Origin of the sequence: Microbacterium sp. SORGH_AS_0421, from assembly GCF_030818635.1 — a bacterium.
Classification (GTDB): Bacteria; Actinomycetota; Actinomycetes; order Actinomycetales; family Microbacteriaceae; genus Microbacterium.
Genome location: NZ_JAUTAO010000001.1, coordinates 2743077 through 2767772, shown reverse-complemented (window position 1 = coordinate 2767772; position 24696 = coordinate 2743077). Strand labels below are relative to the sequence as shown.

Annotated in this window: 18 protein-coding genes and 2 pseudogenes; 13 read left to right on the top strand and 7 right to left on the bottom strand. The window is 69.0% G+C overall.

Annotation, left to right across the window (positions count from 1 at the left end):
* Positions 1-15 precede the first annotated feature (15 nt).
* Positions 16-1389 (bottom strand): dihydrolipoyl dehydrogenase, encoded by a 1374-nt coding sequence (lpdA, locus tag QE416_RS13150; protein ID WP_307316835.1) that lies wholly within the window; start codon positions 1387-1389, stop codon positions 16-18.
* Positions 1386-2852 (bottom strand): leucyl aminopeptidase, encoded by a 1467-nt coding sequence (locus QE416_RS13145; protein ID WP_267787250.1) that lies wholly within the window; start codon positions 2850-2852, stop codon positions 1386-1388. Before QE416_RS13145 ends, lpdA begins: the two co-directional genes overlap by 4 nt.
* An 84-nt stretch (positions 2853-2936) precedes the next feature.
* Here QE416_RS13145 and QE416_RS13140 point away from each other — a divergent pair, with 84 nt between their 5' ends.
* The 3 genes from QE416_RS13140 to QE416_RS13130 all read left to right on the top strand — a co-directional run bounded on the left by QE416_RS13140 (position 2937) and on the right by QE416_RS13130 (position 6141).
* Positions 2937-3863, top strand: a complete 927-nt coding sequence (locus QE416_RS13140) for a PAC2 family protein (RefSeq protein WP_210075029.1) — start codon at positions 2937-2939, stop codon at positions 3861-3863.
* A gap of 260 nt (positions 3864-4123) precedes the next feature.
* On the top strand, positions 4124-5446 hold the full coding sequence (locus QE416_RS13135; protein WP_210075030.1) for an RNA polymerase sigma factor: 1323 nt from the start codon (positions 4124-4126) through the stop codon (positions 5444-5446).
* Entirely contained in the window at positions 5443-6141 is a 699-nt protein-coding gene (locus QE416_RS13130) for a coenzyme F420-0:L-glutamate ligase (RefSeq protein WP_210075033.1), read from the top strand. The genes QE416_RS13135 and QE416_RS13130 overlap by 4 nt, the downstream gene beginning before the upstream one ends.
* Positions 6142-6315: 174 nt before the next feature.
* On the opposite strand, the gene QE416_RS13125 is transcribed toward QE416_RS13130, so the two are convergent.
* Entirely contained in the window at positions 6316-7338 is a 1023-nt protein-coding gene (locus QE416_RS13125; protein ID WP_307316832.1) for a sugar-transfer associated ATP-grasp domain-containing protein, read from the bottom strand.
* A 44-nt stretch (positions 7339-7382) separates the two neighbouring features.
* Between QE416_RS13125 and QE416_RS13120 the strand changes: the two genes are divergently transcribed.
* Positions 7383-8033, top strand: a complete 651-nt coding sequence (locus QE416_RS13120) for an alanine racemase C-terminal domain-containing protein (protein WP_307316830.1) — start codon at positions 7383-7385, stop codon at positions 8031-8033.
* Complete coding sequence (locus tag QE416_RS13115; protein WP_267787252.1) at positions 8030-9073, top strand: alanine racemase; 1044 nt, start codon at positions 8030-8032, stop codon at positions 9071-9073. The genes QE416_RS13120 and QE416_RS13115 overlap by 4 nt, the downstream gene beginning before the upstream one ends.
* A gap of 58 nt (positions 9074-9131) precedes the next feature.
* On the opposite strand, the gene QE416_RS13110 is transcribed toward QE416_RS13115, so the two are convergent.
* Positions 9132-9353 carry a hypothetical protein gene (locus QE416_RS13110; protein WP_115918381.1) on the bottom strand — a complete coding sequence of 74 codons (222 nt, stop codon included), beginning with the start codon at positions 9351-9353 and terminating at the stop codon, positions 9132-9134.
* 162 nt (positions 9354-9515) lie between these two features.
* On the opposite strand from QE416_RS13110, the pseudogene QE416_RS13105 reads away from it, so the two are divergent.
* Positions 9516-11589, top strand: a pseudogene (locus tag QE416_RS13105) (type IIA DNA topoisomerase subunit B).
* Between the two features lie 279 nt (positions 11590-11868).
* On the opposite strand, the gene QE416_RS13100 reads toward QE416_RS13105, so the two are convergent.
* Positions 11869-14334 carry a DNA topoisomerase (ATP-hydrolyzing) subunit A gene (locus tag QE416_RS13100; RefSeq protein WP_307316825.1) on the bottom strand — a complete coding sequence of 822 codons (2466 nt, stop codon included), beginning with the start codon at positions 14332-14334 and terminating at the stop codon, positions 11869-11871.
* A 71-nt stretch (positions 14335-14405) separates the two neighbouring features.
* Here QE416_RS13100 and QE416_RS13095 point away from each other — a divergent pair, with 71 nt between their 5' ends.
* Positions 14406-15533, top strand: a complete 1128-nt coding sequence (locus QE416_RS13095) for an alkaline phosphatase family protein (RefSeq protein ID WP_307316823.1) — start codon at positions 14406-14408, stop codon at positions 15531-15533.
* A gap of 88 nt (positions 15534-15621) precedes the next feature.
* Here the strand turns inward: QE416_RS13095 and sepH are convergent, their stop codons facing one another.
* A complete protein-coding gene (sepH, locus tag QE416_RS13090; RefSeq protein ID WP_307316821.1) occupies positions 15622-16650 on the bottom strand; it encodes a septation protein SepH in 1029 nt (342 codons plus the stop codon).
* A 221-nt stretch (positions 16651-16871) separates the two neighbouring features.
* Between sepH and QE416_RS13085 the strand changes: the two genes are divergently transcribed.
* A complete protein-coding gene (locus tag QE416_RS13085) occupies positions 16872-17165 on the top strand; it encodes a DUF4193 domain-containing protein (protein ID WP_055837222.1) in 294 nt (97 codons plus the stop codon).
* Here the strand turns inward: QE416_RS13085 and QE416_RS13080 are convergent.
* A complete protein-coding gene (locus tag QE416_RS13080) occupies positions 17140-17631 on the bottom strand; it encodes a DUF3093 domain-containing protein (RefSeq protein ID WP_210075047.1) in 492 nt (163 codons plus the stop codon). The genes QE416_RS13085 and QE416_RS13080 overlap by 26 nt on opposite strands.
* A gap of 12 nt (positions 17632-17643) precedes the next feature.
* On the opposite strand from QE416_RS13080, the gene dut reads away from it, so the two are divergent.
* From dut to dxs, 5 genes and pseudogenes are all read left to right on the top strand, one after another.
* Positions 17644-18099: a dUTP diphosphatase gene (gene dut, locus QE416_RS13075; RefSeq protein WP_307316819.1), complete on the top strand. Its 456-nt coding sequence runs from the start codon at positions 17644-17646 to the stop codon at positions 18097-18099.
* Positions 18096-18734 (top strand): DUF3710 domain-containing protein, encoded by a 639-nt coding sequence (locus QE416_RS13070; RefSeq protein ID WP_267787256.1) that lies wholly within the window; start codon positions 18096-18098, stop codon positions 18732-18734. The genes dut and QE416_RS13070 overlap by 4 nt, the downstream gene beginning before the upstream one ends.
* Positions 18731-19486: a DUF3159 domain-containing protein gene (locus QE416_RS13065; protein WP_307316817.1), complete on the top strand. Its 756-nt coding sequence runs from the start codon at positions 18731-18733 to the stop codon at positions 19484-19486. Before QE416_RS13070 ends, QE416_RS13065 begins: the two co-directional genes overlap by 4 nt.
* Positions 19487-19619: 133 nt before the next feature.
* Positions 19620-22461, top strand: a pseudogene (gene acnA / locus QE416_RS13060) (aconitate hydratase AcnA).
* Between the two features lie 167 nt (positions 22462-22628).
* Positions 22629-24578 carry a 1-deoxy-D-xylulose-5-phosphate synthase gene (gene dxs / locus QE416_RS13055; RefSeq protein WP_307316815.1) on the top strand — a complete coding sequence of 650 codons (1950 nt, stop codon included), beginning with the start codon at positions 22629-22631 and terminating at the stop codon, positions 24576-24578.
* Positions 24579-24696 lie beyond the last annotated feature (118 nt).

The window sequence follows — 24696 nt, the reverse complement described above, 5'->3', positions numbered from 1 at the left end:
AGTGACCGGTTGCGGTCAGAGTGCGTGCAGGGGCTTGCCCGCGAGGGCCAGGAAGGCCTCGCCGAGCGCCTCGCTCTGGGTGGGGTGTGCGTGGACGAACGGCGCGATGTCCTCGGGGTGGGCTTCCCAGCCCACCGCGAGTTGCGCTTCCGAGATCAATTCGCCGACGCGATCGCCCACCAGGTGGGCACCGACGACCGGCCCGTCGACACGCCGGACGATCTTCACGATGCCCGAGGTACCGATGATCTCGCTGCGGCCGTTTCCGGCCAGGTTGTATTCGTACGCCTTCACGGCATCGGATCCGTAACGATCCTGGGCCTGCGCCTCGGTCAGTCCGACGGACGCGACCTCGGGGTGGGAGTAGGCGACGCGGGGCACGTCGACATCGGGCACGAGCACGGGCGAAAGACCCGCGATCTCCTCCGCGACGAAGATGCCCTGCTGGAAGCCGCGGTGCGCGAGTTGCAGACCCGCCACGATGTCGCCCACGGCCCACACGTGGGCAGCGGCGGTGCGCAGACGCTCGTCGGTCTGGACGAAACCTCGGTCGAGCACGACCCCGGCCTCTTCGTAACCGAGCCCGGCGGTGACGGGACCTCGCCCGACCGCGACCAGGACGTAGTCGGCCACGAGTTCCGAACCGTCGTCGAGGGTCACCGTCACGGAGCCCGCGGTCTGCGCGAGGGAGGCGAAGCGTCGACCCAGCTGGAAAGCGATCCCGCGCTTGCGGAACGCCCGCTCGAGAGCCTTACTGGATGCCACGTCCTCCGCCGGCAGCAGATGCGGAAGCGCCTCGATGATCGTGACGTCCACGCCGAACGAACGCCAGACACTGGCGAACTCGACGCCGATCACGCCCCCGCCGAGAACGATCACGCGCTCGGGGATCACGTCGAGCTCGAGCGCCTGCTCGCTCGTCAGCACACGTCCACCGACATCGAGACCGGGCAGGCTGCGGCTGTACGAGCCGGTCGCGAGAATGACGTCGGTGCCGCGATAGACGTCGTCGCCGACGCGCACCGCGGGACCGGCCTCGAGGAAGCCCTCGCCGCGGACCACGCGGATGCCGCGGGCCGAGATCAACCCCTCGAGCCCTTTGAACTTCTTGGCGACGATGCCCTCGCGGTACGAGCGCACCCGCACCGGGTCGATGCCCGAGAAGGTCACGTCGACGCCGATATCGGCCGCGCCGCGCGCGGCGTCGGCGACCTCTCCGGCGTGCAGCAGCGCTTTGGTGGGGATGCAGCCGCGGTGCAGGCACGTTCCGCCGAGCTTGTCCTTCTCGACCAGCACCACATCTTTGCCCAGCTCGGCGAGGCGCAGAGCTGCGGCGTACCCGCCGCTTCCCCCGCCGAGCACGACGACGTCGGCGGTGTACTCGGTCACCGCGCGCCGTCCGTGGCCAGCATCTCGACGAGCGAGCGGACCGTTGCTCCCGTCACGCCCTTGTCGGTGTAGCCGAACGGCGCGGACTTGTTCATTCCCACTCCGGCGATGTCGAGGTGCACCCACGGGATGCGGGGGGCGTCGGCCTCCGCAGAGACGCGGCCGACGAAGTGACGGAGGAAGAGCCCGGCGAACAGCGAGCCGCCCGCGGGGTCTCCGATCTTCGCGTTCTGCAGGTCCGCGATGGGGGAGTCGAGGTCATCGACCATGTGGTCGGGCAGCGGCAGCTGCCAGGCGAGTTCTGCCGTGCGGGCCGATGCCGCGAGGTACTTCGCCACCGCGTCGTCGTCGCCCATCACGCCGGTGTGGCGGTTGCCGAGCGCCACGGTGATGGCGCCCGTCAGGGTGGCGACGTCGACGATGAGATCGGGGTTCTCGCGGCTGGCCGCAGCGAGGCCGTCGGCGAGCACCAGGCGCCCCTCGGCGTCGGTGTTCAGCACCTCGACCGTGGTGCCGTCGAGGGTGCGCAGCACGTCGCCCGGGCGCGTCGCACGGCCCGACGGCATGTTGTCGGCGATGCAGAGCCAGGCGCTGACGTGGACGGGCAACTGCATCTCGGCCGCGGCCTTGAGTACCGCCAGCACCGTCGCGGCGCCGCACATGTCGTATTTCATTCCGACCATCGATGCCGGCGGCTTCAGGGAGAGACCACCGGTGTCGAACGTGATGCCCTTGCCGACCAGAGCGACGTGGCGCTCGGCACCGGCGGGGGAGTAGTCGAGGCGCACCATGCGCGGCGGGCGATCCGACCCCTGACCCACGCCGAGGATGCCGCCGTAACCACCCTCGCGCAGGGCGGTCTCGTCGAGCACCTCGACCTCGACGGGGAGACCCTCGACGGCCTTGACGGCGGCGTCGGCGAAGTCGGACGGGCCGAGCCACTCGGCGGGCGTCGTGACGAGGTCCTTCACCAGTGCCACGGCTCCGGCGACGGCCGCGACCGCCGCGGCGTCGGCGTCAGCGGGCGCCTCCTCGGCGACGACGGTCACGCGCGTGGCGCGCACCTTCGCGGCCTTCTTCTTGTAGTCGGCGAAACGGTAACCGCCCAGGGCGGCGCCCTCGGCGATCGGGCGCCAGGCGGAGGAGGCGAGCGACTGCACGGCGATGTGCTCGAAGCCGGTCAGCTGACGAAGACCGGTGCCCGCGGCGTCGCGAAGCGCGGCCTCGGTGGGGTTCGCACCCGCACCTGCGACGGCGACCGGTGTCGCCACTCCCGGGACGTGAACCCGCTGGAACGATCCGGCGGCACCGGTGAAGCCGACCGCCGACAGAGCCGACCCGAGACCTTCCCAACCGTCGGGATCCGGGGATCCCTCCGAAAGGGTGGGAACTATCAGCAGGATCGCATCGGCGTCGGACTCGAGAGCGGGGGCGTGGGTGTACGCCACGGAGGGAAACGGCATGGCATCCATCCTAGGTTCGAGCGTGTTCGCTAGGAGCGGGACGCACCGCGACCGACGCATCCGGCACGCTCGTAGAGTGGAGACATGCGTTCCTCCGCCCCGCTGTACGACCGCGCCCCCGCGGCGCCACCCGTGCCGTCGGGCCTGCCGCTCGTGATCGCACTGACCGGTTTCACGGATGCCGGTGGGGCGGTGACCCGCCTGGTCGAGTACTTCCGCAACGACGTGCAGCCCAACGCCCTCTTCGTCTTCGACAACGACTCGCTTCTGGACTACCGCGCGCGTCGCCCGGCGATCACCTTCGTCGAAGACCACCTCACCGACTTCCGTCCGGCGCGCCTCGAGCTCTCGCTCGCGCACGACTCACTCGGACAGCCGTTCCTCCTTCTTGCGGGGTACGAGCCCGACTTCCTCTGGGAGGCGTTCGCCGAAACCGTTCTCGAGCTGTCGGCGGGTCTGCAGGTGTCGTCGATCACCTGGGTGCACGCCATCCCCATGCCGGTGCCGCACACGCGCCCCATCGGCACCACCGTCAGCGGGACGCGCCCCGATCTCGCCGAGGCGCACTCCGTCTGGCGTCCACACACGCAGGTCCCCTCGACCGCGGGCCATCTGCTCGAGTACCGCTTCGCGGAAGCCGGCGCCAAGGTCGCCGGTTTCGCGCTCCTCGTTCCGCACTATCTCGGTGATACCGAGTACCCCGCTGCGGCCCTCGCCGCCCTCGACAGCCTCACGGTCGCAACCGGTCTGGTGTTCGCAGGCGAAGTGCTCCGCGAAGAGAACCGCGAATTCCTCGGCAAGGTGACCGAGCAGGTCGAGGCGAGCGACGAGCTGACCCGCATGCTGGAGAACCTCGAGGAGCGCTACGACGCCTACATGGCGGGCTCCACGCAGGCCACCCCGATCATCCACACGGGCGATCTCCCCAGCGCCGACGAACTGGCCGCCGAGCTGGAGCGCTTCCTCGCCACCCGGCCCGGCGACGACGATCGCCGCGGCAAGCTCGGCTGAGATCGGTCCTGCATCGCACGTTCCCGGTTTCCCGAGAAGACGGCATCCGGGAATGCCTTCCTGCTCGCGGACGTTGTCTACGCATAGATCCCAGGCCCACGTCAAGTCCCGGTCCGGGAATGTGAGACAATGAAGAACCTGACCCGTTGTCAACCGGACCAGGAGCCCCCGCTCCTCGGTTCGGGACTTGACAAGGGTCTTACTAGTGTCCGAGAACGACCGGTGGCCGTGCAGCGTGCGTTCCCGGTGAAAGGCGAAACGTGGCAGACACGACAACCAAGACCCGCTCCCGGAGTGCGAAGGACACCGAACTCGAGAACTCCGAGGAGACCGTGACGGCGTCGAAGACGACGACCGCCAAGAAGGCCCCCGCGAAGAAGGCTCCGGCCAAGGCCAAGGCGGCCCCCGCCAAGGCGAAGACGAAGGCCAAGAAGGACGACGACCTCGAAGAAGACGAGGAAGACGTCGAAGTGGGCGATGTCGAGATCGACGACGCCGACGACAGCGACGACTCCGACGACGCGGCCAAGACAGACGCGAAGAAGTCCGACGACGACGACGAGGACGAGACCCCGGCGGCGCCCGCCGAGGCCCTCCCCACCGGCGCGATCGTCATCTCGTCGAGCGACGAGGACGACGTCCCCGTCTACTCCGCGCAGATCACGGGCGCGACCGCCGACCCGGTCAAGGACTACCTGAAGCAGATCGGCAAGGTTCCGCTGCTGAACGCGGCCGAAGAGGTCGAGCTCGCCATGCGCATCGAGGCGGGTCTGTTCGCCGAAGAGAAGCTGTCGAACATGACCGCGGCCGAAAAGACGAGCCAACTCGGACTCGATCTGCAGTGGGTCGCCCGTGACGGTCAGCGTGCCAAGAGCCACCTGCTCGGCGCCAACCTCCGCCTGGTCGTCTCGCTCGCCAAGCGCTACACCGGTCGCGGCATGCAGTTCCTCGACCTGATCCAGGAAGGCAACCTGGGCCTCATCCGTGCCGTCGAGAAGTTCGACTACACCAAGGGCTTCAAGTTCTCGACCTACGCCACCTGGTGGATCCGTCAGGCGATCACGCGTGCCATGGCCGACCAGGCCCGTACCATCCGTATCCCCGTGCACATGGTCGAGGTCATCAACAAGCTGGCTCGCGTTCAGCGCCAGATGCTGCAGGACCTCGGTCGCGAACCCACTCCGGAAGAACTGTCGCGCGAACTCGACATGACCCCCGAGAAGGTCATCGAGGTGCAGAAGTACGGCCGCGAGCCCATCTCCCTGCACACCCCTCTCGGCGAGGACGGCGACAGCGAGTTCGGTGACCTCATCGAGGACACCGAGGCCGTCGTCCCGGCCGACGCGGTGGGCTTCACCATGCTGCAGCGCCAGCTCGAGTCGCTCCTCGACTCGCTCAGCGAGCGCGAGGCGGGCGTGATCCGCATGCGCTTCGGCCTCGGCGACGGTCAGCCCAAGACCCTCGACCAGATCGGCGACACGTTCGGCGTCACGCGCGAGCGCATCCGTCAGATCGAGTCAAAGACGATGGCGAAGCTGCGTCACCCGAGCCGTTCGCAGTCGCTTCGGGACTACCTCGAATGAGCGCGGAGGCCAACGCCGGCAAGGCGCTCACCGTCACCGTCGAGGGCACCTCGTACGCTCGCATCCCGATCCGCACGCGGGTCGTCATGCCGGGTGACGACCTCGACGCCTTCATCCTCGAGTACGCGAAGGATGCCGTGCAGCCGGGCGACCTGCTGTTCGTCACCGAGAAGATCGTCGCCATCACGCAGGGTCGTTCGTTCAAACTCGACACCATCAAGCCCCGAAAGCTGGCTCTGTTCCTGTCGAAGTACGTCACTCGCACGCCGTACGGCATCGGTCTCGGCATGCCCGAGACCATGGAGATGGCCCTGCGCGAATGCGGAACGCCCCGCATCCTGTTCGCCGCCGCCGTCTCGGCCGTGACCAAGGCGATGGGTCGCAAGGGCGACTTCTACCGCATCGCCGGCGACAAGGCGCGCGCGATCGACGGCCCCACCAAGGGCACGATCCCGCCGTACAACCAGGCCGTCGTCCTCGGCCCTGAGCGTCCTCGCGAGGTCGCCGCGCGCCTGAAGTCGCTGCTCGGCGGTGACCTGCAGGTTGCCGTGGTCGACATCAACGACCTCGGTGGCAACATCCTCGGCTCCACGATGGACAAGGCCGGCGAGAAGCGTCTCGTCGCAATCCTGAAGGACAACCCGCTCGGCCAGGGACACGAGTCCACGCCGCTGGGTATCGTCCGCCATAGCTGACACCATCCGACGAGAAGGCCCGCTCCCGTTCCGGGGAGCGGGCCTTCTCGCTGTCCGGAGGCCGCGGGGCACGCGGCGAAGACGGCGACCGCCCCCGCGCGCCGGGCACCGGATCCAGGGCCCACGCGAGAGGCCCGCCCTCGACGCGGGAAGCGGGCCTTCGGACGCCCGGGGTCAGAACCCGATGGCGGCCTGGTAGCGCGGCTTGTGGCCGGTGCGGATTCCGGTGACGCTCGGCTTGTTCTCGTACACGCCGGCGCCCCAGTTGCCCTCGACGAGCACGGGTCCGTCGGGGCCGACGACGATGTCCCAGCCGACGTACTGCACCTGGGGCACGACGCGCGCGACCCGGTCGACGAACGCCTTCACGTCGTCGATCATCGGCAGCTGGAAGTCGGCGATGCGCGCTCCCGAGTCGGGGTGCAGCTCGTGCACGTGCCCGTGCGAGTCGTAGCCGGCGCCGAGGGCGTGGCCGTTCTCGTCGAGCATCGTGTAAAAGCCGCCGAAGGTCATCTGGTCGCTGACCGCTCCGCGGCCGAACTTCTGCGCCATCGCGAGGATGTGCGTCTTGTCTCCATCGAAGAAGGCCGTGACGCGCGTGGTGTTGACCGTGCCGGGGCAGACGGCCGCGAGGTCGTCGTGCTGGCGGATGACTTCTTCGACGAGGATCTCGCCGCGCTCGAGCAGCCCGCGGTGGAACTGCTCCCAGTCCTCGACCTCGGCCGCGTGGTAGCGGTGCACGCCGGTTCCGGCCTGACCGACCGGCTCCTTCGTGACGATGGTGCCGAGACGCTCGGTGAAGGCACGCAGCTCGTCGGCGTTGTCCGCGTTGACCACCATCCACTCGCGGCGGAGGAACTCGCTGAACGTGCGGTCGAACTCGACCTTGTCCTGGAAGAGGCCGCGGTAGTCGGGGTGGTCGTACTTCTGCGAGATCTGGTTCGACACCGGATGCGTCATATAGGTGGCGCGCTCGGCGGGGGTGAGGATCGCGAAGTCGTAGTCGATGTAGTCCTGGAAGCCGACGTTCTTCACACCCGCTTGGAACAGCATGTCGGCGACGACGAGCGGCAGGGCCTTGCCGTGCTGGGCCGAGGCTTCTTTGGCGCGTTCGACGACGGATCCGACGTCGATGCGGCGGGCGCGTCCGGCGAGGTAGCGAAGGCGCGTGACGGGGGAGAAACCCTGCTGAGGCATGTGGCTCCGGGGTCGGGGAAGGAGGACCCCGTTAGTCTAAAGGGGTGACCTCCACGCTCCCTGCCCGCTTGCCCGCGGCCGGGGGAGTGGCGCCCGTGGCGCTCGTCTCGGAGTCCGCCCTGCGTCAGAACGCCCCGCTCGCCCTCGCGGCCGGCACCGGCTCACGCGCCGACGACGTCTTCGCCGCCGATGCCTGGGGCCACGGCGCGGAGTGGGTGGCATCCGTGCTCTCGGATCTCGGGATGGATGCCGCACCCCTCGACGCCGCGGTCCTGTTCGGCCTGCCCGGCTCGCACGCTCGCCCCGTGCTGTCGCTGCGCGGTCGAGCGCTCGGGACCAAGCCCCTGCTGCGCGGCGAGGGTGTCTCGTACGGGTACACGCACCGAGCGCCCCTCGACACCACCGTCGCCCTGGTGACCGGCGGCTACGCCCAGGGCGTCGTGCGATCCCTGGGCAACGCGGTCTCGGTCTCGATCGACGGCCGACGTCATCTCATCGTCGGGCGCGTCGCCATGGACGTCTGCGTCGTCGACGTCGGAGACGCCGTCGTGCCGCGCGGCTCCGAGGTGGTCTTCTTCGGCGACCCTGCCGCGGGTCACCCCTCACTGCAGGAGTGGACGGATGCCACCGGCCTCACCCCAGCCGAGATCGTCGCCGTCGTGGGTGTCCGCGCTGATCGGAGGGTGACCGCGTGAGCGCCGTCTACCGCGTCGACCTCGACGCTCTCGCCCGGAATCTCCGCCGCGTGCGCGAGGCCGTCGCCCCCGCCACTGCCATGCTCGTCGTCAAGGACGACGCCTACGCCCACGGGCTCGAACCGATCGTGAGGCGTGCCGTCGAAGAGGGCGTTCGCTGGATCGGCGCCTTCGACGTGGTCACCGGAACCGAGGTCCGCCGCATCGCCGGATCCGACGTCCGCATCTTCGTGTGGCTCATCGGCGGGAGCGACGACCTCGCCGCGGGCGTCGATGCCGACCTCGACCTCGGTATCGGCGACGAAGCGCTGCTCGACGATCTCGCGGGTCTTCGCCTCGAGCGCCCCGCACGCGTGCACCTCAAGATCGACACGGGCCTGCACCGAAACGGGATCCGTCCCGAGCGGTGGAACGCCGCACTCGCGCAGACCGCCGCGCTGGTCGCCGACGGCCGCGCCGTGTTCGAGGGCATCTGGTCCCACATCTCGGAAGCCTCGGATGCCGATGACGACGACGCCCGTGCGGTGTTCTTGGCGGCGCGGGAGACCGCGCGCGCCGCAGGGCTCGATCCCCGCTTCTCCCATCTGGCCGCCAGTGCGGCAGGTTTCGCCCGGGGGGAGTTCCGGGAGGATCTGGTGCGCGTCGGGGCGTTCTCGTACGGCATCCGCCCCGCCGGCGGACCCAGCGAGGTCGAGCTGGGCATCGAGGCGATCAGCCGCCTCACCGCCACGGTGACCGCCGTCGACGCTGCGGGCGTCCACCTCGACGTCGGAAGCCTGCACGGGCTGCCGAGCGCCCTGGGCGGACGTTTCGACGCGCCCACGCCGGACGGGCCTCGCCGCGTCGAGGCCATCACCCCGACCGAGACGGTGCTCGCCCCGTGGGCGGGTGCCGCTCCCGGTGACGAGATCGTGCTGTTCGGCTCGGGCGCCCTCTACGGCGTCACCGACCTCGCCGAACTCATCGACACGATCGGCGAAGAGATCGCGTTGCGCGTGTCTCCCACCGTGCCGAGGTCCTATCTCACCGATCGAGCCTGACACGCGAAACGGGCCCCGACGCACAAGGTGCGCGGGGCCCGTTTTCGATGAGGCGGTCTTACTCGGCGGCGTTCAGTCGCGCCGTCTCGTCGTGCCATGAGGTGGCGACGCTGCGGAGCTTCTCTTCGTACTTGCGGCCGTGGTGCGCACAGAACAGCAGCTCGCTGCCGTTGACCGTCGCGGCGATGTACGCCTGTGCGCCGCAGGAGTCGCAGCGATCCGCCGCCGTCAGGCGGTGGTCGAGGACGGCTGACGCTTCGGGTGCAGTCGTGGTGGTCATGTCGGGTGCCCTCCTCAGGTGGTCGTGGGCGAGTCTCCATATACAACCACGCGGATGTTTCCCCTATGCCGCGGCTTGATCACATTTCGCTGTGCGCGTACGGTGACCCGACCCGCCTGTGTGTCTGGCAGTGGATGTCGGTGGCCCCGATTACGCTCAGAGATCGTGACGTCCGAGTACTCCGCCCATCATCTGCAGGTCCTCGAGGGCCTCGAAGCCGTGCGCAAGCGCCCGGGCATGTACATCGGGTCCACCGACTCCCGCGGTCTCATGCACTGCCTGTGGGAGATCATCGACAACTCCGTCGACGAAGCCCTCGGCGGACACGGCTCGCGCATCGACATCGTGCTGCACGCCGACGGCAGCGTCGAGGTGCGCGACCGCGCCCGCGGCATCCCGGTCGACGTCGAGCCCCGCACCGGCCTGACCGGTGTCGAGGTGGTCTTCACCAAGCTTCACGCGGGCGGCAAGTTCGGCGGCGGCTCGTACGCTGCCTCCGGCGGTCTGCACGGCGTCGGCGCCTCGGTCGTGAACGCGCTGTCCGAGCGACTCGACGTCGAGGTCGACCGCGGCGGCAAGACGTACGCGATGTCGTTCCACCGCGGCGAGCCCGGTCTGTTCGCCGGGGACACCCCCGACTCCACGTTCACGCCGTTCGAACGCAGCAGCGAGCTGCGCGTGATCGGCAAAGCGCCGCGCGGTGTCACCGGCACGCGCATCCGTTACTGGGCCGACCGACAGATCTTCACCAAGGACGCCGCCTTCGGCCTCGATGAACTCGTGCAGCGCGTGCGCCAGACCGCGTTCCTCGTGCCGGGACTCGAGATCGTCGTGCAGGACCAACGGGGCGAGGAGCGCGTCGAGACCAGCTACCGCTTCGACGGCGGGATCTCGGAGTTCGCGGAGTTCCTCGCACCCGACGCCGCCGTCACCGACACCTGGCGTCTCACCGGCACCGGTACCTTCACCGAGACCGTCCCCGTGCTGCAGCCCGGCGGATCGATGATCCCCACCGAGGTCGAGCGCGAGTGCGAGGTCGACATCGCGGTGCGCTGGGGCACCGGCTACGACACGACGACCCGCTCGTTCGTCAACATCATCGCCACCCCCAAGGGCGGCACGCACCAGCAGGGCTTCGAGCAGGGCCTGATGAAGGTGCTGCGTTCGCAGGTCGAGCAGAACGCCCGAAAGCTCAAGGTCGGCAACGACAAGATCGAGAAGGACGACCTGCTCGCCGGCCTCACCGCCGTCATGACCGTGCGCCTTCCCGAGCCGCAGTTCGAAGGCCAGACCAAAGAGATCCTCGGCACTCCCGCGGTTCGGCAGATCGTGGCATCCGTCGTTCAGAAAGAGCTGTCGGCCCGCTTCGCCTCGCCTAAGCGCGACGACAAGGCGCAGACCGCTCAGCGTGCTCGAGAAGATCGTCTCCGAGATGAAGGCGCGCATCTCGGCGCGCACCCACAAAGAGACCCAGCGTCGAAAGAATGCCCTCGAGTCCTCCTCGCTTCCCGCGAAACTCGTCGACTGCCGTTCCAACGACGTCAACGACTCCGAGCTGTTCATCGTCGAGGGCGACTCCGCCCTCGGCACGGCGAAGCTCGCCCGCAACAGCGAGTTCCAAGCGCTCCTGCCCATCCGCGGCAAGATCCTCAACACGCAGAAGGCCTCGATCAGCGACATGCTGTCGAACGCCGAGTGCGCCTCGATCATCCAGGTGATCGGCGCGGGCTCGGGTCGATCGTTCGATCTCGACGCGGCCCGCTACGGCAAGATCATCCTGATGAGCGACGCCGACGTGGACGGCGCGCACATCCGAACACTGCTGCTGACGTTGTTCTTCCGGTACATGCGCCCGCTCGTCGAGGAGGGCCGGGTCTTCGCCGCCGTACCACCGCTGCACCGCGTGATCGTCATGAACCCGGGCACCAAGCCCAACGAGACGATCTACACCTACAGCGAGCAGGAGCTCCACACCCTGCTCACCAAGCTCAAGCGCGGCAACAAGCGTTGGCAAGAGCCGGTGCAGCGGTACAAGGGCCTCGGCGAGATGGATGCCGATCAACTCGCGACAACGACCATGGATCGCGGCGGCCGCATGCTGCGCCGCGTTCGCGTGCAGGACATGGAGGCCGCGGCATCCGTCTTCGATCTGCTCATGGGCAGCGACGTCGCCCCGCGCCGCGAGTTCATCATCGACTCGAGCGACCGTCTCGCGCGCGAGCGCATCGACGTCTGACGCCCTTTTCGTCGGCGCCCCGCTCGGGTGCGCCTCTGTTCCGGACCGTCGGGCGGACTCGGGGCTCGACACGCCGCCCCTGCCCGCGCGCGCCACCGACGAACTCCGCACGACGGCACATCGCCACACCCAGAGAGGGCACTCCCACCGCAGGCCCGAAAGGTACCGTCGGGCGGACTCTCACCCCGACACGCCTCCCCAGCCACCCCTGCCCCGGCGAGCCACCGATCAACTCCGCACGACGGCACACAAGGCGAGCCGACGGGGGAGCAGCCGGGCTCAGCGGACGACGGTCCCGATCGCGCCGATGACGGCTTCGAGCGGCTGGCCCGAGGCGTCGCGCTTCGCGCCGGACTCGGGCAGGGCCCGCACCGAACCATCGGTGCCGACGGCGCGCGGATCGGAGCCGACCCAGGCGAGCACGAGGGCGTCCTCGCCGCGGAGCAGACGCTGCGCACGCACGCCACCGGTGGCGCGGCCCTTCGCGGGGAACTCGGTGAACGCCGACACCTTCGCGCTGCCCGCGTCGGTGCCCAGGAGCGCGGCAGACGAGCCGGCGACGGTGACCACGACGGCATCGAAGGCGGAGGCGCCCACCACGGCGAACGAGATCACGCGGGCGCCGTCGGAGAGACGGATGCCGGCCATACCTCCCGCGGACCGTCCCTGCGGTCGCACCGACGAGGCCTCGAAACGCAGCAGCTGCGCGTCGCTCGCGACGAAGACGAGCTCGGCGTTGTCGCCCGCGGGGGCGGCGCCGACGACGCGGTCGCCGTCGCGGAGCGAGATGATCTCGATCTCGTCCTTCGAGCCCAGCTCGGTCGCGGCGACGCGCTTGACCACCCCCTGCTCGGTGCCCAGGGCGATCGTGGGGGAGTCGACCAGCGGAACGAGGGCGACGACCTTCTCGCCCTTCGCCAGCGCCAGATACTGCTCCACCTTGGTTCCGGCGGCGACCTGCACCGAGTTGGCCGGCACCGAGGGAAGGTCGACGGGGGAGAAGCGCACGAGGCGCCCGGCCGAGGTGACCGCCGCGATGTCACCACGGGTGGTGGTGTCGACCGAGGAGCGGATCGCGTCGTGCTTGGACCGCCGCGCGGGCGGGACCACGCCGCCGGCGGGGGCGTCGGCCACGAGCTCGGCGCGGACCATGCGGCCGGTGGCCGAGAGATACACACGGCACGGTGCGTCCGCGATCTGCAGGTCCGCGGCGGCGGCGGCCTTCGCCGAACGGGGCTGCACGGGCCCGCCGTTGAGCAGCATGGTGCGCCGCGGGGTGCCGTGCGCCTCGGCCGCGGCATCGAGTTCTCTGGCCACCTGCTGGCGCAGCAGCGTCTCGCTCCCGAGCAGTTCGACGAGCTGGGCGATCTCGGCGTTCAACTGATCGCGCTCGGCCTCGAGCTCGATGCGCGAGAACTTCGTCAGCCGGCGCAGGCGCAGTTCGAGGATGTACTCGGCCTGCGGGTGCGAGAGGTCGAACACCTCCTGCAGCTTGGTGCGCGCCTGCTCGCCGTCGTCGGAGGAGCGGATGACCTGGATGACCTCGTCGATGTCGAGGATCGCGATGAGCAGACCCTCGACGAGGTGCAGACGCTCCCGTTTGCGGGCCAATCGGTACTCGCTGCGTCGCGTGACGACACGAATGCGATGACCGATGTAGACGCGCAGCATCTCGCGCAGACCGAGTGTCTGCGGCTGCCCGTCGACGAGCGCGACGTTGTTGATGCCGAACGAGTCCTCGAGCGGGGTCAGCCGGTACAACTGCTCGAGAACGGCTTTCGGGTCGAATCCGGTCTTGATCCCGATGACGAGGCGCAGACCGTTGTTGCGGTCGGTGAGGTCAGTGACGTCGGCGATGCCCGTGAGCTTCTTCGCCTGCACGGCGTCTTTGATCTTCTCGATCACGCGCTCGGGGCCGACGAGATACGGGAGCTCCGTGATCACGATGCCGGTGCGACGCGGACCGAGCGACTCGATCGACGCCTTCGCGCGCGTGCGGAACGTTCCGCGGCCGTTCGTGTAGGCATCTTTGATGCCGTCGAGGCCGACGATGATTCCGCCCGAGGGCAGGTCGGGGCCGGGGACGAACTCCATGAGCTCTTCGACCGTGGCCTCGGGGTGCTGCAGCAGGTGGATGGCTGCGGCGACGACCTCGATGAGGTTGTGCGGCGCCATGTTCGTGGCCATGCCGACCGCGATGCCCGTCGCCCCGTTCACGAGGAGGTTCGGGAACGCCGCCGGAAGAACCTCGGGCTGCTGGAACTGTCCGTCGTAGTTGGGGATGAAGTCGACGACGTCCTCGTCGAGGTTCTCGGTCAGCGCCAGCGCCGCTGCCGCCAAGCGCGCCTCGGTGTAACGCGGGGCGGCGGGCCCGTCGTCGAGCGAGCCGAAGTTGCCGTGGCCGTCGACGAGGGGAACCCGCAACGAGAAGTACTGCGCCAGCCGGACGAGAGCGTCGTAGATCGGCGCGTCGCCGTGGGGGTGCAGCTTTCCCATGACCTCGCCCACGACACGCGCACTCTTGACGTGGCCGCGGTCAGGCCGAAGGCCCATCTCCGCCATCTGGTAGAGGATGCGGCGCTGCACCGGCTTGAGTCCGTCGCGCGCATCGGGCAGGGCGCGCGAGTAGATGACCGAGTAGGCGTACTCGAGGAACGACCCCTGCATCTCGGTCGAGACATCGACGTCTTCGATGCGCTCGACGACGGACGAGTTCGAGGGAGAGGAGGAACGGGAATCGGGCATAGGTACGGCCTCGGGTCGGGCGGGCGTCGCGTCTCGACGGGGATCGGGACTCCTGTGGAAGACTGGGCCCGATGTCACTCAGCCTACCGGCGGACCCGCCGCGCTCTCGGAGCCTCACCGGTGTGGTGCCCCAGTCGATCGACGCCCTGAGGGGCGAGTCGGAGTGGTTCGCTCCCGCCCGCAGCGCCATCGTGATGCTCGTGGACGGGCTCGGCGCACACAACCTGGCGGCCCGGCGCGGCCACGCGCGGTTCCTGGGCTCGGTGGGCGGTCGCAAGGACGTCGCACGCACGGTGTTCCCCTCGACCACGGCCGCGGCGCTCACGAGCCTGCTGACCGGCGCGGAGCCCGGCAGCCACGGCATCGTGGGCTACCGCACCCGCATTCCCGGCACCGACATCGCGGCCAATCAGCTGCACGGGTGGGAGACCGACAGCCTCGACCCGCTCACCTGGCAGAGACGCACTCCGCTTTTCGCCCTGCGCGCCGACGCCGGGCTCCGCAGCTTCGTCGTCTCACGACCGAGCTATACCGGCACGGGCTTCACCGAGGCGACGCTGCGCGGGGCGGAGTTCGCCTCGTCCGACGACATCGACGAGCGCGTACGTCTGGCGGCCGATCTGGCCGCACGGCATCCGGGATCTCTGACCTACCTGTACGCCCCCGAGCTCGATACCGCGGGTCACCGGGACGGGTGGGAGTCCGACCGATGGACCGACGCCCTCGAGCGGGTGGATGCCGCGGCCCGCCGCCTCGCCGAGTCCATCGACCCGCGCACGGGCGTCGTCGTCACGGCCGATCACGGCATGGTCGACGTCCCCGCCCACAAGCACGTCCTGCTCCGAGAGGGGGACCCGTTGCTCGAGGGCGTCGCTCTCATCGGCGGCGAGCCCCGAATGCTCCACCTGTACACCCACGCGGGGCGAGCGGATGCCGTGGCCGCGCTGTGGCGGGAGACCGAGGCGGCACGGGCCTGGGTGCTCACGCGCGACGAGGCCATCGCGGCCGGCCTCTTCGGCGACGTCGACGCCGAGGTCCACCCGCGCATCGGGGACGTGCTCGTCGCCGCGCGCGGACGTTTCGCGTACTACGACGACCGCGAGCCCGACAAGCGCCCGCAGCGCATGGTGGGCCAGCACGGCTCGCTCACCGACGAAGAGCGCACGGTGCCGCTCCTCCGTCTGGGCGCGTTCGCCTGAGCACAGCAGGATGGCCGGGGGGCCGCATCCGTCTCGGGCGGACACGGGTCGGCTGACCGACGAACCGGCCGAGAAAGTCGATCCCTCGTCAGCTCTCGTCGGAGCGAGCGCCGAAGACGATCTCGTCCCACGACGGCATCGACGGGCGCCCCTTCGCGCGGCGACCGTTGTCGGCCTGGGGACGCTCGGGTTCACTCGGCGTCTCTTGGCTCTCGTCGACGTAGCCCGGCTCGACGGCGTCGAACAGGGCGACCGGCGGGCTCGAGGGACGCGGCTCCGGCTCGGCGACCTCGGAGGCACCGGGCAGCGGCTCGCGCTGACCCCGACGGCGACGGAGCGCCTCGAGCAGGTCGGCGGTCTCGGCCGAGGTGACGGGCGCATCGGGTGCACGCTTGATGGCGGCAGCCTGAACGGCGGTGGCGACGGGACCGGTGGCCTCCACACCCGGCTCGTCGTCGATGTCGATGCGCCGAGGCCCGAAGGCTCCGCTGTCGAAGCGGGAGTCGTCCTTCGAGACGTTGTCGAGGGCGCGAAGGCGGGGGATCAGTCCCTCGGGAAGCGAACCCTGGCGCGACAACTGGATGGCGTCCGAGTTCTGCGGCGAGAGGACGCTGCGACGCGGGTCGAAGCTCCAGCGCGCGTCGTGGTCGATGCCGTTGGCGGTGAACTCCAGCTTGACGGACCAGCCCGAGCTCTCTTTCCAGCTCGTCCAACGCTCCGCTGACGCACCGGCCTCGGCGAGCTTGGCACGCACGGCCGCCCCGAAGGTGATGGGGGAGTCGTGCTCGAGCGTGCCGCCCAGCAGCACCGGCACGGCGAGGGCTTGAGCCACGACGTGCTCGCGCTCGGCGAGGACGGGACCCTCGAAGCGTTCCACGTCTTCGACGCGGGCGTTCAGAAGCGTCGCCACCTCACGAGCCGACATGCCGGCGCGAATGTGCGCCTGAATTTCTCGGGGGCTCGGGCGCGGGGCACGGTCGTCGTCCTCACGGTCCCGACGCGCACGGCGCGCTTCAGCGCGCAGCACCTCATCGAGCGCGAGGGCGAAGCGCTCGCCCGCCTGCGTCGCCACGACGAGGACGTCATCTTCGGTTCCGATGACTTTGAGCTGTTCCATACGAAACACCCCTCCGATCTGCGGTCAGCGTTCATGCTGTCACGCGTGCCGCCCGCAACCGGGAATATCGCGGGCGCGCCGCGAGTTTCCCGTCAGGCCTGACACGCTCGCCCCTCTCGGAGCATTTGCTTATCGAGGACGGGTCATGCAAACTATGGCCGCCCGATCGGGCACCCGATGGGGCATAGCACCACGAAATCCGGAAGTAGAGACCTGCACGCATGGCAACCGATTACGACGCACCGCGCAAGACCGAGGACGACAGCGAGTCGATCGAGGCCCTCAAAGAGCGCGTGCCCGACAAGGCGTCGGGGTCGATCGACAACGAGGATGCCGATAACCCCTCGGGCTTCGAACTGCCCGGCGCCGACCTCTCCGACATCGAGCTCGATGTCGTCGTGCTTCCCGCTCAGGAAGACGAGTTCACCTGCATGAACTGCTTCCTCGTGAAGCACCGTTCCCAGATCGCCGAAGAGAGCGGCCCCGGCTTCATCTGCCTGGAGTGCGCAGCCTGACCTGAGCACGCTGGATCGCCGCGACCAGGCGATCCGGCGTGCGGGTGGACACCACCCACGACGGGGTCGGGTCGTCGGGATCGGTCACGGGAACCGTGACGATGCCGTCGATACCGCCGCGGATCACGTGCCAGGCCCGGTGGTCGAGACCACTCCCACGGGCGGTACGAGCCTCTTCGGCGACGACGCCGACGGGCGCACCCAGGAGGTCGACCGGGATGTGCGCGCGTCCCGCGCGCAGTTCACCGTCACGGATCTCGATCACGGGGGCGATCGCCAGCAGACCCGACACGATCCCCACCGACACCACGAGCCCGATGAACAGAGCCAGGGTCGTGTCGAGCGGCGAGAAGACGACCGCCGCCATCGGACCGCACACGGCTGCGGCGACCAGCGCCCACAGCGACGGGCTGAGACGCTCTCGATACTCGGCTGCGGTGCGGATGCCGCACCCCCTCTTCTGCATTACCCTCGTGGGGTGACCGAAACGGTGGACGTCCTCATTGTCGCATCCGAGCCTCCGGTCTTCGCCCACCCCGGCGACGCCGGAGCCGACCTGACCGCCGCCGAGGCGGTTCGACTGGAACCCGGGCGCCGCGCCCTCGTCTCGACGGGGGTGCGCATCGCGCTTCCCGAGGGGTATGCCGCGTTCGTCGTGCCGCGCAGCGGCCTGGCCGCCAAGCACGGCATCACGATCGTGAACGCGCCGGGGACGATCGACGCCGGTTACCGCGGCGAGATCAAGGTCGCCCTTTTGAACACCGACCTCGACGAGGCCTATGACATCGCGGTCGGAGACCGCATCGCCCAGCTCATCGTGATGCCCGTCCCGACCGTGCGCTTCGTCCCCGTCGACGACCTGCCCGACAGCGTGCGCGGTCAAGGCGGCTTCGGATCGAGCGGATACCAGACTCTGCAAGGGAGCACCCGATGACCGACGACGAGTCGCAGACCACGCCCGAGACCACCGAGGACGATCAGTCCGGCGCCGAGGCGGTGCCGGCGACCAAGAGCGCCCCGGTCGACCGCGAGAGCGCGGGCCCGTTCGACGAGGCCGAGGCCAACCCCGTGCGCCCCTACATCGACCTGGGCGGGATCAAGATCCTGCCGCGCGAGGGCCTGAACCTCCGCCTCGAGGTCGAGGAGCAGACCAAACGCATCGTGGCCGTCGGCCTCGACTACGCCGACTCGACCCTGCAGGTGCAGCCGTTCGCCGCTCCGCGCTCGAGCGGCCTGTGGGAAGAGACGCGCGACCAGATCCGCCAGCAGGTCAAGCAGCAGGGCGGCCGCGTCGAAGAGCGCGAGGGCCCCCTCGGTCCGGAGCTCCTCGCAGAGGTCCCCGTCGCCGCGGCGGACGGCGCGAGCAAGCGTCTCGCCCGGTTCGTGGGCGTCGACGGACCCCGCTGGTTCCTGCGCGGCGTCGTCGGGGGAGCGGCCACCAGTGACGTCGAGGCGGCCGCCGCTGTCGAAGACCTCTTCCGTTCGATCGTCGTGGTCCGCGGATCCTCGCCGATGCCGCCGCGCGATCTCATCCCGCTCCGGATGCCGTCGAGCCCCGGAACGGCATGAGCGACGATTCCACCCGCCCGGCGCGAGAAGACGACCGCGTCCCCCTCGACCCGCCCTCCGCGGCGGAAAGCGTGAGCGCGGCTCTCGGTAACGCCGCGCGTCGCGCAGGCCTCGACCCGGCCAAGCACAGCTCGACCGGCGCCGCCGTATGGTCGGCGATGGGCGGGGTGCGCGGCATCCTGGAATCCGTCCTGCCCTCGCTCGCGTTCGTCGTGCTGTTCACGATCACGATCGACCCCGAGACGCGCCAGGGAAACCTGTGGTTGAGCCTGGGCGTCTCAGTCGGGCTGGCCGTCGCCTTCACGCTCGCGAGACTCATCGCCAAGTCACCGCCGAGCGCTGCGATCGGCGGGCTGCTCGCGACGGCGGGAGCAGCCGTGCTGTCGCTGGTGACCGGGCGCGGTCAAGACAACTTCGTGCCGGGGTTCTTCACCAACGGCGCATACGGGACGGCGTTCCTGGTGTCGGCGCTGATCGGCTGGCCGCTGATCGGCCTGGTGGCGGGCTACCTGCTCGGCGAGGGCACCCGCTGGCGCGCCGATCGCCGTAAGCGCCGCGCCTACACGTGGCTCTCGATCGCGTGGGCGGCCCTGTTCGCCGCGCGTCTCGCGGTGCAGCTGCCGCTGTACTTCGCGGGAGACGTGACGGCGCTAGGGACGCTCAAGATCGTCATGGGCCTACCGTTGTTCGCGCCGATGCTGGCGGTGACGTGGCTCGTCGTCCGCGCCCTCCACCCTCGTCGAGAGTCCTGATATTATCTTGACATCAAGATAAATCCGCTGCCTCGAGCGGTTAGGTCGACCTTCCTGGAATCGACCTCTCCCCGCGGGGAAGATGGAGAAATGCGGGCCGACGCCTGCGCATTCGCCGACGAAGGAGACGATCGTGTCCACGGTTGACAGCTTCGGTGCCAAGAGCACCCTGACGGTCGGCAGCACCGACTACGAGATCTTCCGCATCGACACGGTCGCCGGTCACGAGAAGCTCCCGTTCAGCCTCAAGGTGCTGCTCGAGAACCTTCTGCGTACCGAGGACGGCGCCAACGTCACCAAGGAGCAGATCGAGGCGCTCGGCTCGTGGGACCCCACGGCCGAGCCCGACACCGAGATCCAGTTCACCCCGGCGCGCGTGGTCATGCAGGACTTCACCGGTGTGCCCTGCATCGTCGACCTCGCCACCATGCGCGAGGCCGTCACCGCTCTCGGCGGCGACCCGAACAAGATCAACCCGCTCTCGCCCGCCGAGATGGTCATCGACCACTCGGTCATCGCCGACCTGTTCGGTAGCGAGAACGCCCTCGAGCGCAACGTCGAGATCGAGTACGAGCGCAACGGCGAGCGGTACCAGTTCCTTCGCTGGGGCCAGTCGGCCTTCGACGACTTCAAGGTCGTCCCCCCGGGAACCGGCATCGTGCACCAGGTCAACATCGAGCACCTCGCCAAGGTCATCTACGACCGCTCCGTCGATGGCGTGCTGCGCGCGTACCCCGACACCTGTGTCGGCACCGACTCGCACACCACCATGGTCAACGGCCTGGGCGTTCTCGGTTGGGGCGTCGGCGGCATCGAAGCCGAGGCGGCCATGCTCGGCCAGCCCGTGTCGATGCTCATCCCGCGCGTCGTCGGCTTCAAGCTCAGCGGTGAGATCCCCGCGGGCGTGACCGCGACCGACGTCGTGCTCACCATCACCGACATGCTGCGCAAGCACGGCGTCGTCGGAAAGTTCGTGGAGTTCTACGGCGAGGGTGTGGCCTCGGTTCCGCTCGCCAACCGCGCCACCATCGGAAACATGAGCCCCGAGTTCGGCTCCACCGCCGCGATGTTCCCCATCGACGACGTCACGCTCGAGTACCTGCGTCTGACCGGTCGCGACGAGCAGACCGTCGCCCTGGTCGAGGCGTACGCCAAAGAGCAGAAGCTCTGGCACGACGCCGACCGCGAGCTGGCCTTCAGCGAGTACATGGAGCTCGACCTGTCGACGGTCGTCCCCTCGATCGCCGGCCCCAAGCGCCCGCAGGACCGCATCCTCCCTCTCCGAGGCGAAGTCGCAGTTCGAGAAGGACATCCTCAACTACGCCGGCGGCGCGACCTCGGACTCCGTCGTCGACCTCGAGGTCGACGGCACGTTCCCGGCCTCGGACCCCGGTTCGGTCCCCGGCCAAGAGCACGAGCACGTCACCGAGACCGAGGTGCTCGTCTCGTCGGGTCACCCCGCGAACGCCTCCAACCCGGTGCGCGTCACCACGCCGGAGGGCCAGTCGTACCTGCTCGACAATGGCGCGGTCACTCTGGCAGCCATCACCTCGTGCACGAACACCTCGAACCCCTCGGTCATGATCGCGGCCGGCCTCCTCGCCAAGAACGCCGTTGACAAGGGCCTCAAGCGCAAGCCCTGGGTCAAGACCACGCTCGGCCCGGGCTCGAAGGTCGTCACCGACTACTACGAGAAGTCCGGTCTCGACAAGGCACTCGAGGGCCTCGACTTCTACACCGTCGGGTACGGCTGCACGATCTGCATCGGCAACTCGGGTCCGCTCATCGAAGAGGTCTCCGAGGCCATCAACGAGAACGACCTCGCCGTCACGGCCGTCCTCTCGGGCAACCGCAACTTCGAGGGTCGCATCAGCCCCGATGTGAAGATGAACTACCTGGCCTCGCCGCCGCTGGTGGTCGCCTACGCCCTCGCCGGCTCGATGAACTTCGACTTCGAGACCGACGCCCTCGGCAAGGACCAGAACGGCGAAGACGTCTTCCTCAAGGACATCTGGCCCGCCCCCGACCAGGTGCAGACGATCATCGACGCATCGATCTCGCGCGAGCAGTTCATCCAGCAGTACGCCACCGTGTTCGAGGGCGACGAGCGTTGGAAGAACCTGCCCACCCCGACCGGCCCGGTCTTCGAGTGGGATGCCGACTCGACCTACGTGCGCAAGGCCCCCTACTTCGACGGCATGACCATGCAGCCGGATGCCGTGCGCGACATCACCGGTGCGCGCGTGATGGCGACGCTCGGCGACTCGGTCACCACCGACCACATCAGCCCGGCCGGAAACATCAAGGCGGGCACCCCCGCTGCGCAGTACCTCATGGAGCACGGCGTCGCGCAGAAGGACTTCAACTCGTACGGCTCGCGCCGTGGCAACCACGAAGTCATGATCCGCGGTACCTTCGCCAACATCCGCCTGAAGAACGAGCTCACCGCGGCCGTCAACGACGGCACCGTGGTCGAGGGTGGTTACACCCGCGACTTCACCCAGGAGGGCGGCCCGAAGTCTTACATCTTCGACGCGAGCCAGAACTACCAGCAGCAGGGCACCCCGCTGGTGATCTTCGGCGGCAAGGAGTACGGCTCCGGCTCTTCGCGTGACTGGGCGGCCAAGGGCACGAACCTGCTGGGCGTCAAGGCCGTCATCACCGAGAGCTTCGAGCGCATCCACCGCTCGAACCTCATCGGCATGGGCGTCGTTCCGCTGCAGTTCCCGGCCGGCGAGAGCTGGAAGTCGCTGGGCCTCGACGGCACCGAGATCGTCTCGATCGAGGGCCTCGAGCAGCTCAACGAGGGTGTGACGCCGAAGACGGTCAAGGTCACCGCCGAGCCGAGCGAGTTCTCGCCCGAGGGCAAGCAGACCGTGACGTTCGACGCCGTGGTCCGCATCGACACCCCCGGTGAGGCCGACTACTACCGCAACGGCGGAATCCTGCAGTACGTGCTGCGTTCGCTGGTCTGACCCGCAGGCGAAGTGCCCCGGAAGCCTCGCGCTTTCGGGGCACTTCGCTTTCCGCAGAGACCACGTGGACGCGATCCGCGCAAGCCGTTGCCGGGCCCGTTCACCCCTCGGAGACTAGAATCGACCCGTACGCGCGGACCCCGCGCGCATCGCACGAGAGGAGTCTTATGGCTCTCCTACCCGGCATTCACGGTCCCCGTGACCTCGACGGGCTGACCCCCGACCAGCTACGGCAGCTGGCCGCAGAAGTCCGCTCCTTCCTCATCGAGAACGTCTCCCGCACGGGCGGACACCTCGGACCCAACCTCGGCGTCGTCGAACTGACGATCGCTCTGCACAAGGTCTTCGACTCGCCGTCCGACCCGATCATCTTCGACACCGGGCACCAGTCCTACGTGCACAAGATGCTCACCGGGCGTCAGGACTTCACGGCCCTGCGTTCGCGCGGCGGCCTCGCGGGCTACCCGCAGCGCTCCGAGAGCGCTCACGATGTCGTCGAGTCGTCGCACGCCTCGAGCTCCCTCAGCTGGGCGGACGGCGTCTCGCGTGCCTTCAGTCGCACCGGTCGCCGCGACCGCCACGTCGTCGCCGTCGTCGGCGACGGCGCACTCACGGGCGGAATGACCTGGGAAGCACTGAACAACATCAGCGACGACAACGAGCGCAACCTCGTCATCGTCGTGAACGACAACGGTCGGTCCTACGCGCCGACCATCGGCGGCATGGCGCGCTACCTCAACCGTGTGCGCACGAACGACGCCTACCGCACGCTGCACCGCGGGTCCGACACGCTCTTCCGGCGCCTCGGCCCGGCTGCCCGCGCCGTCTATCGCGGCGTGCGCGGCGGCACCCACGGCTTCCTGTCGCGTTTCACCAACAACGAGGCGCTGTACAGCAACCTCGACATCAAATACCTCGGCCCCATCGACGGACACGACTTCGAGTCGCTCATCGAGACGCTCGAGCTCGCCAAGTCGTACGGTGCGCCCGTCATCGTCCACGCCATCACCGACAAGGGCAGCGGCTACGCGCCGGCGATGAGCGACGAGGCCGACCAGTTCCACGCCGTCGGCAAGATCGACCCCCTCACCGGTGAGGCTCTCGGCGCGGCCGGCGGTCTCCAGTGGACCGACGTGTTCGCCGAAGAACTGGTGAAGGTCGGAGCTGAGCGCGACGACGTCATCGCCATGACCGCCGCGATGCTGCGCCCGACCGGGCTGCAGAAGTTCGCCGAGCGCTTCCCCGAGCGGGTGTACGACGTGGGCATCGCGGAGCAGCACGCCGTGGCATCCGCCGCCGGTCTCGCCTTCGGCGGTCTGCACCCGGTCGTCGCGATCTACGCGACGTTCATGAATCGCGCGTTCGACCAGGTCATGATGGACGTCGCCCTGCACAAGGCCGGCGTCACCTTCGTGCTCGACCGCGCCGGGGTCACCGGTCCCGACGGCCCGAGCCATCACGGCATCTGGGATCTCGCGATGCTGCAGCTCGTTCCCGGCATCCGGATCGCGGCTCCTCGCGATGCCGCGCGGCTTCGCGAGGAGTTCCGCGAGGCCACGGCGATCGAGGATGCCCCCACGGTCGTGCGCTACCCCAAGGGCAAGGTCGACGACGACGTCGAGGCCATCGAACGCCTGCACGACGGCGTCGACGTCCTGAGCCGCGGCACGAGCGAAGACGTGCTGCTCGTCGGCATCGGTCCGATGGTGCACCTCGCCCTCGAGGTCGCGGAGCGCCTCAAGGCGCAGGGAATCGGGGCGACGGTGATCGACCCGCGCTGGGCGATCCCCGTGCAGCCCTCCGTCATCGAGCTCGCCCGCGCGCACCGCCTGGTGATCACGATCGAAGACGGCATCCGCGTCGGCGGCGTCGGCACGCGCGTGCGCCAGGTGCTGCGCGAAGCCGGGGTCGACACGGCCGTCGACGAGCTCGGGATCCCCGACGAGTTCATCGATCACGCCACGCGCGAGCAGATCCTCGAGGATGCCGGCCTCACCGCCGCCAAGATCGCCCACGATGTCGTGGCCCAGGTGCTCGGCACACGGATCCCCATGGCACGGCAGACGCCGACCGGCTCGATCCCCACGATCGAGGCATGGGAGAACTCGCGCCCCTGAGGCGATAGCACCATCGGGACCGGGCCGGGATGCCGTTATCCCGGCCCGGTCTTGCATCTCCGGCGTCCGTCCGACGGTCGCCAGAACAGGAGAGTGCATCGAGAACAGGACGGAACCG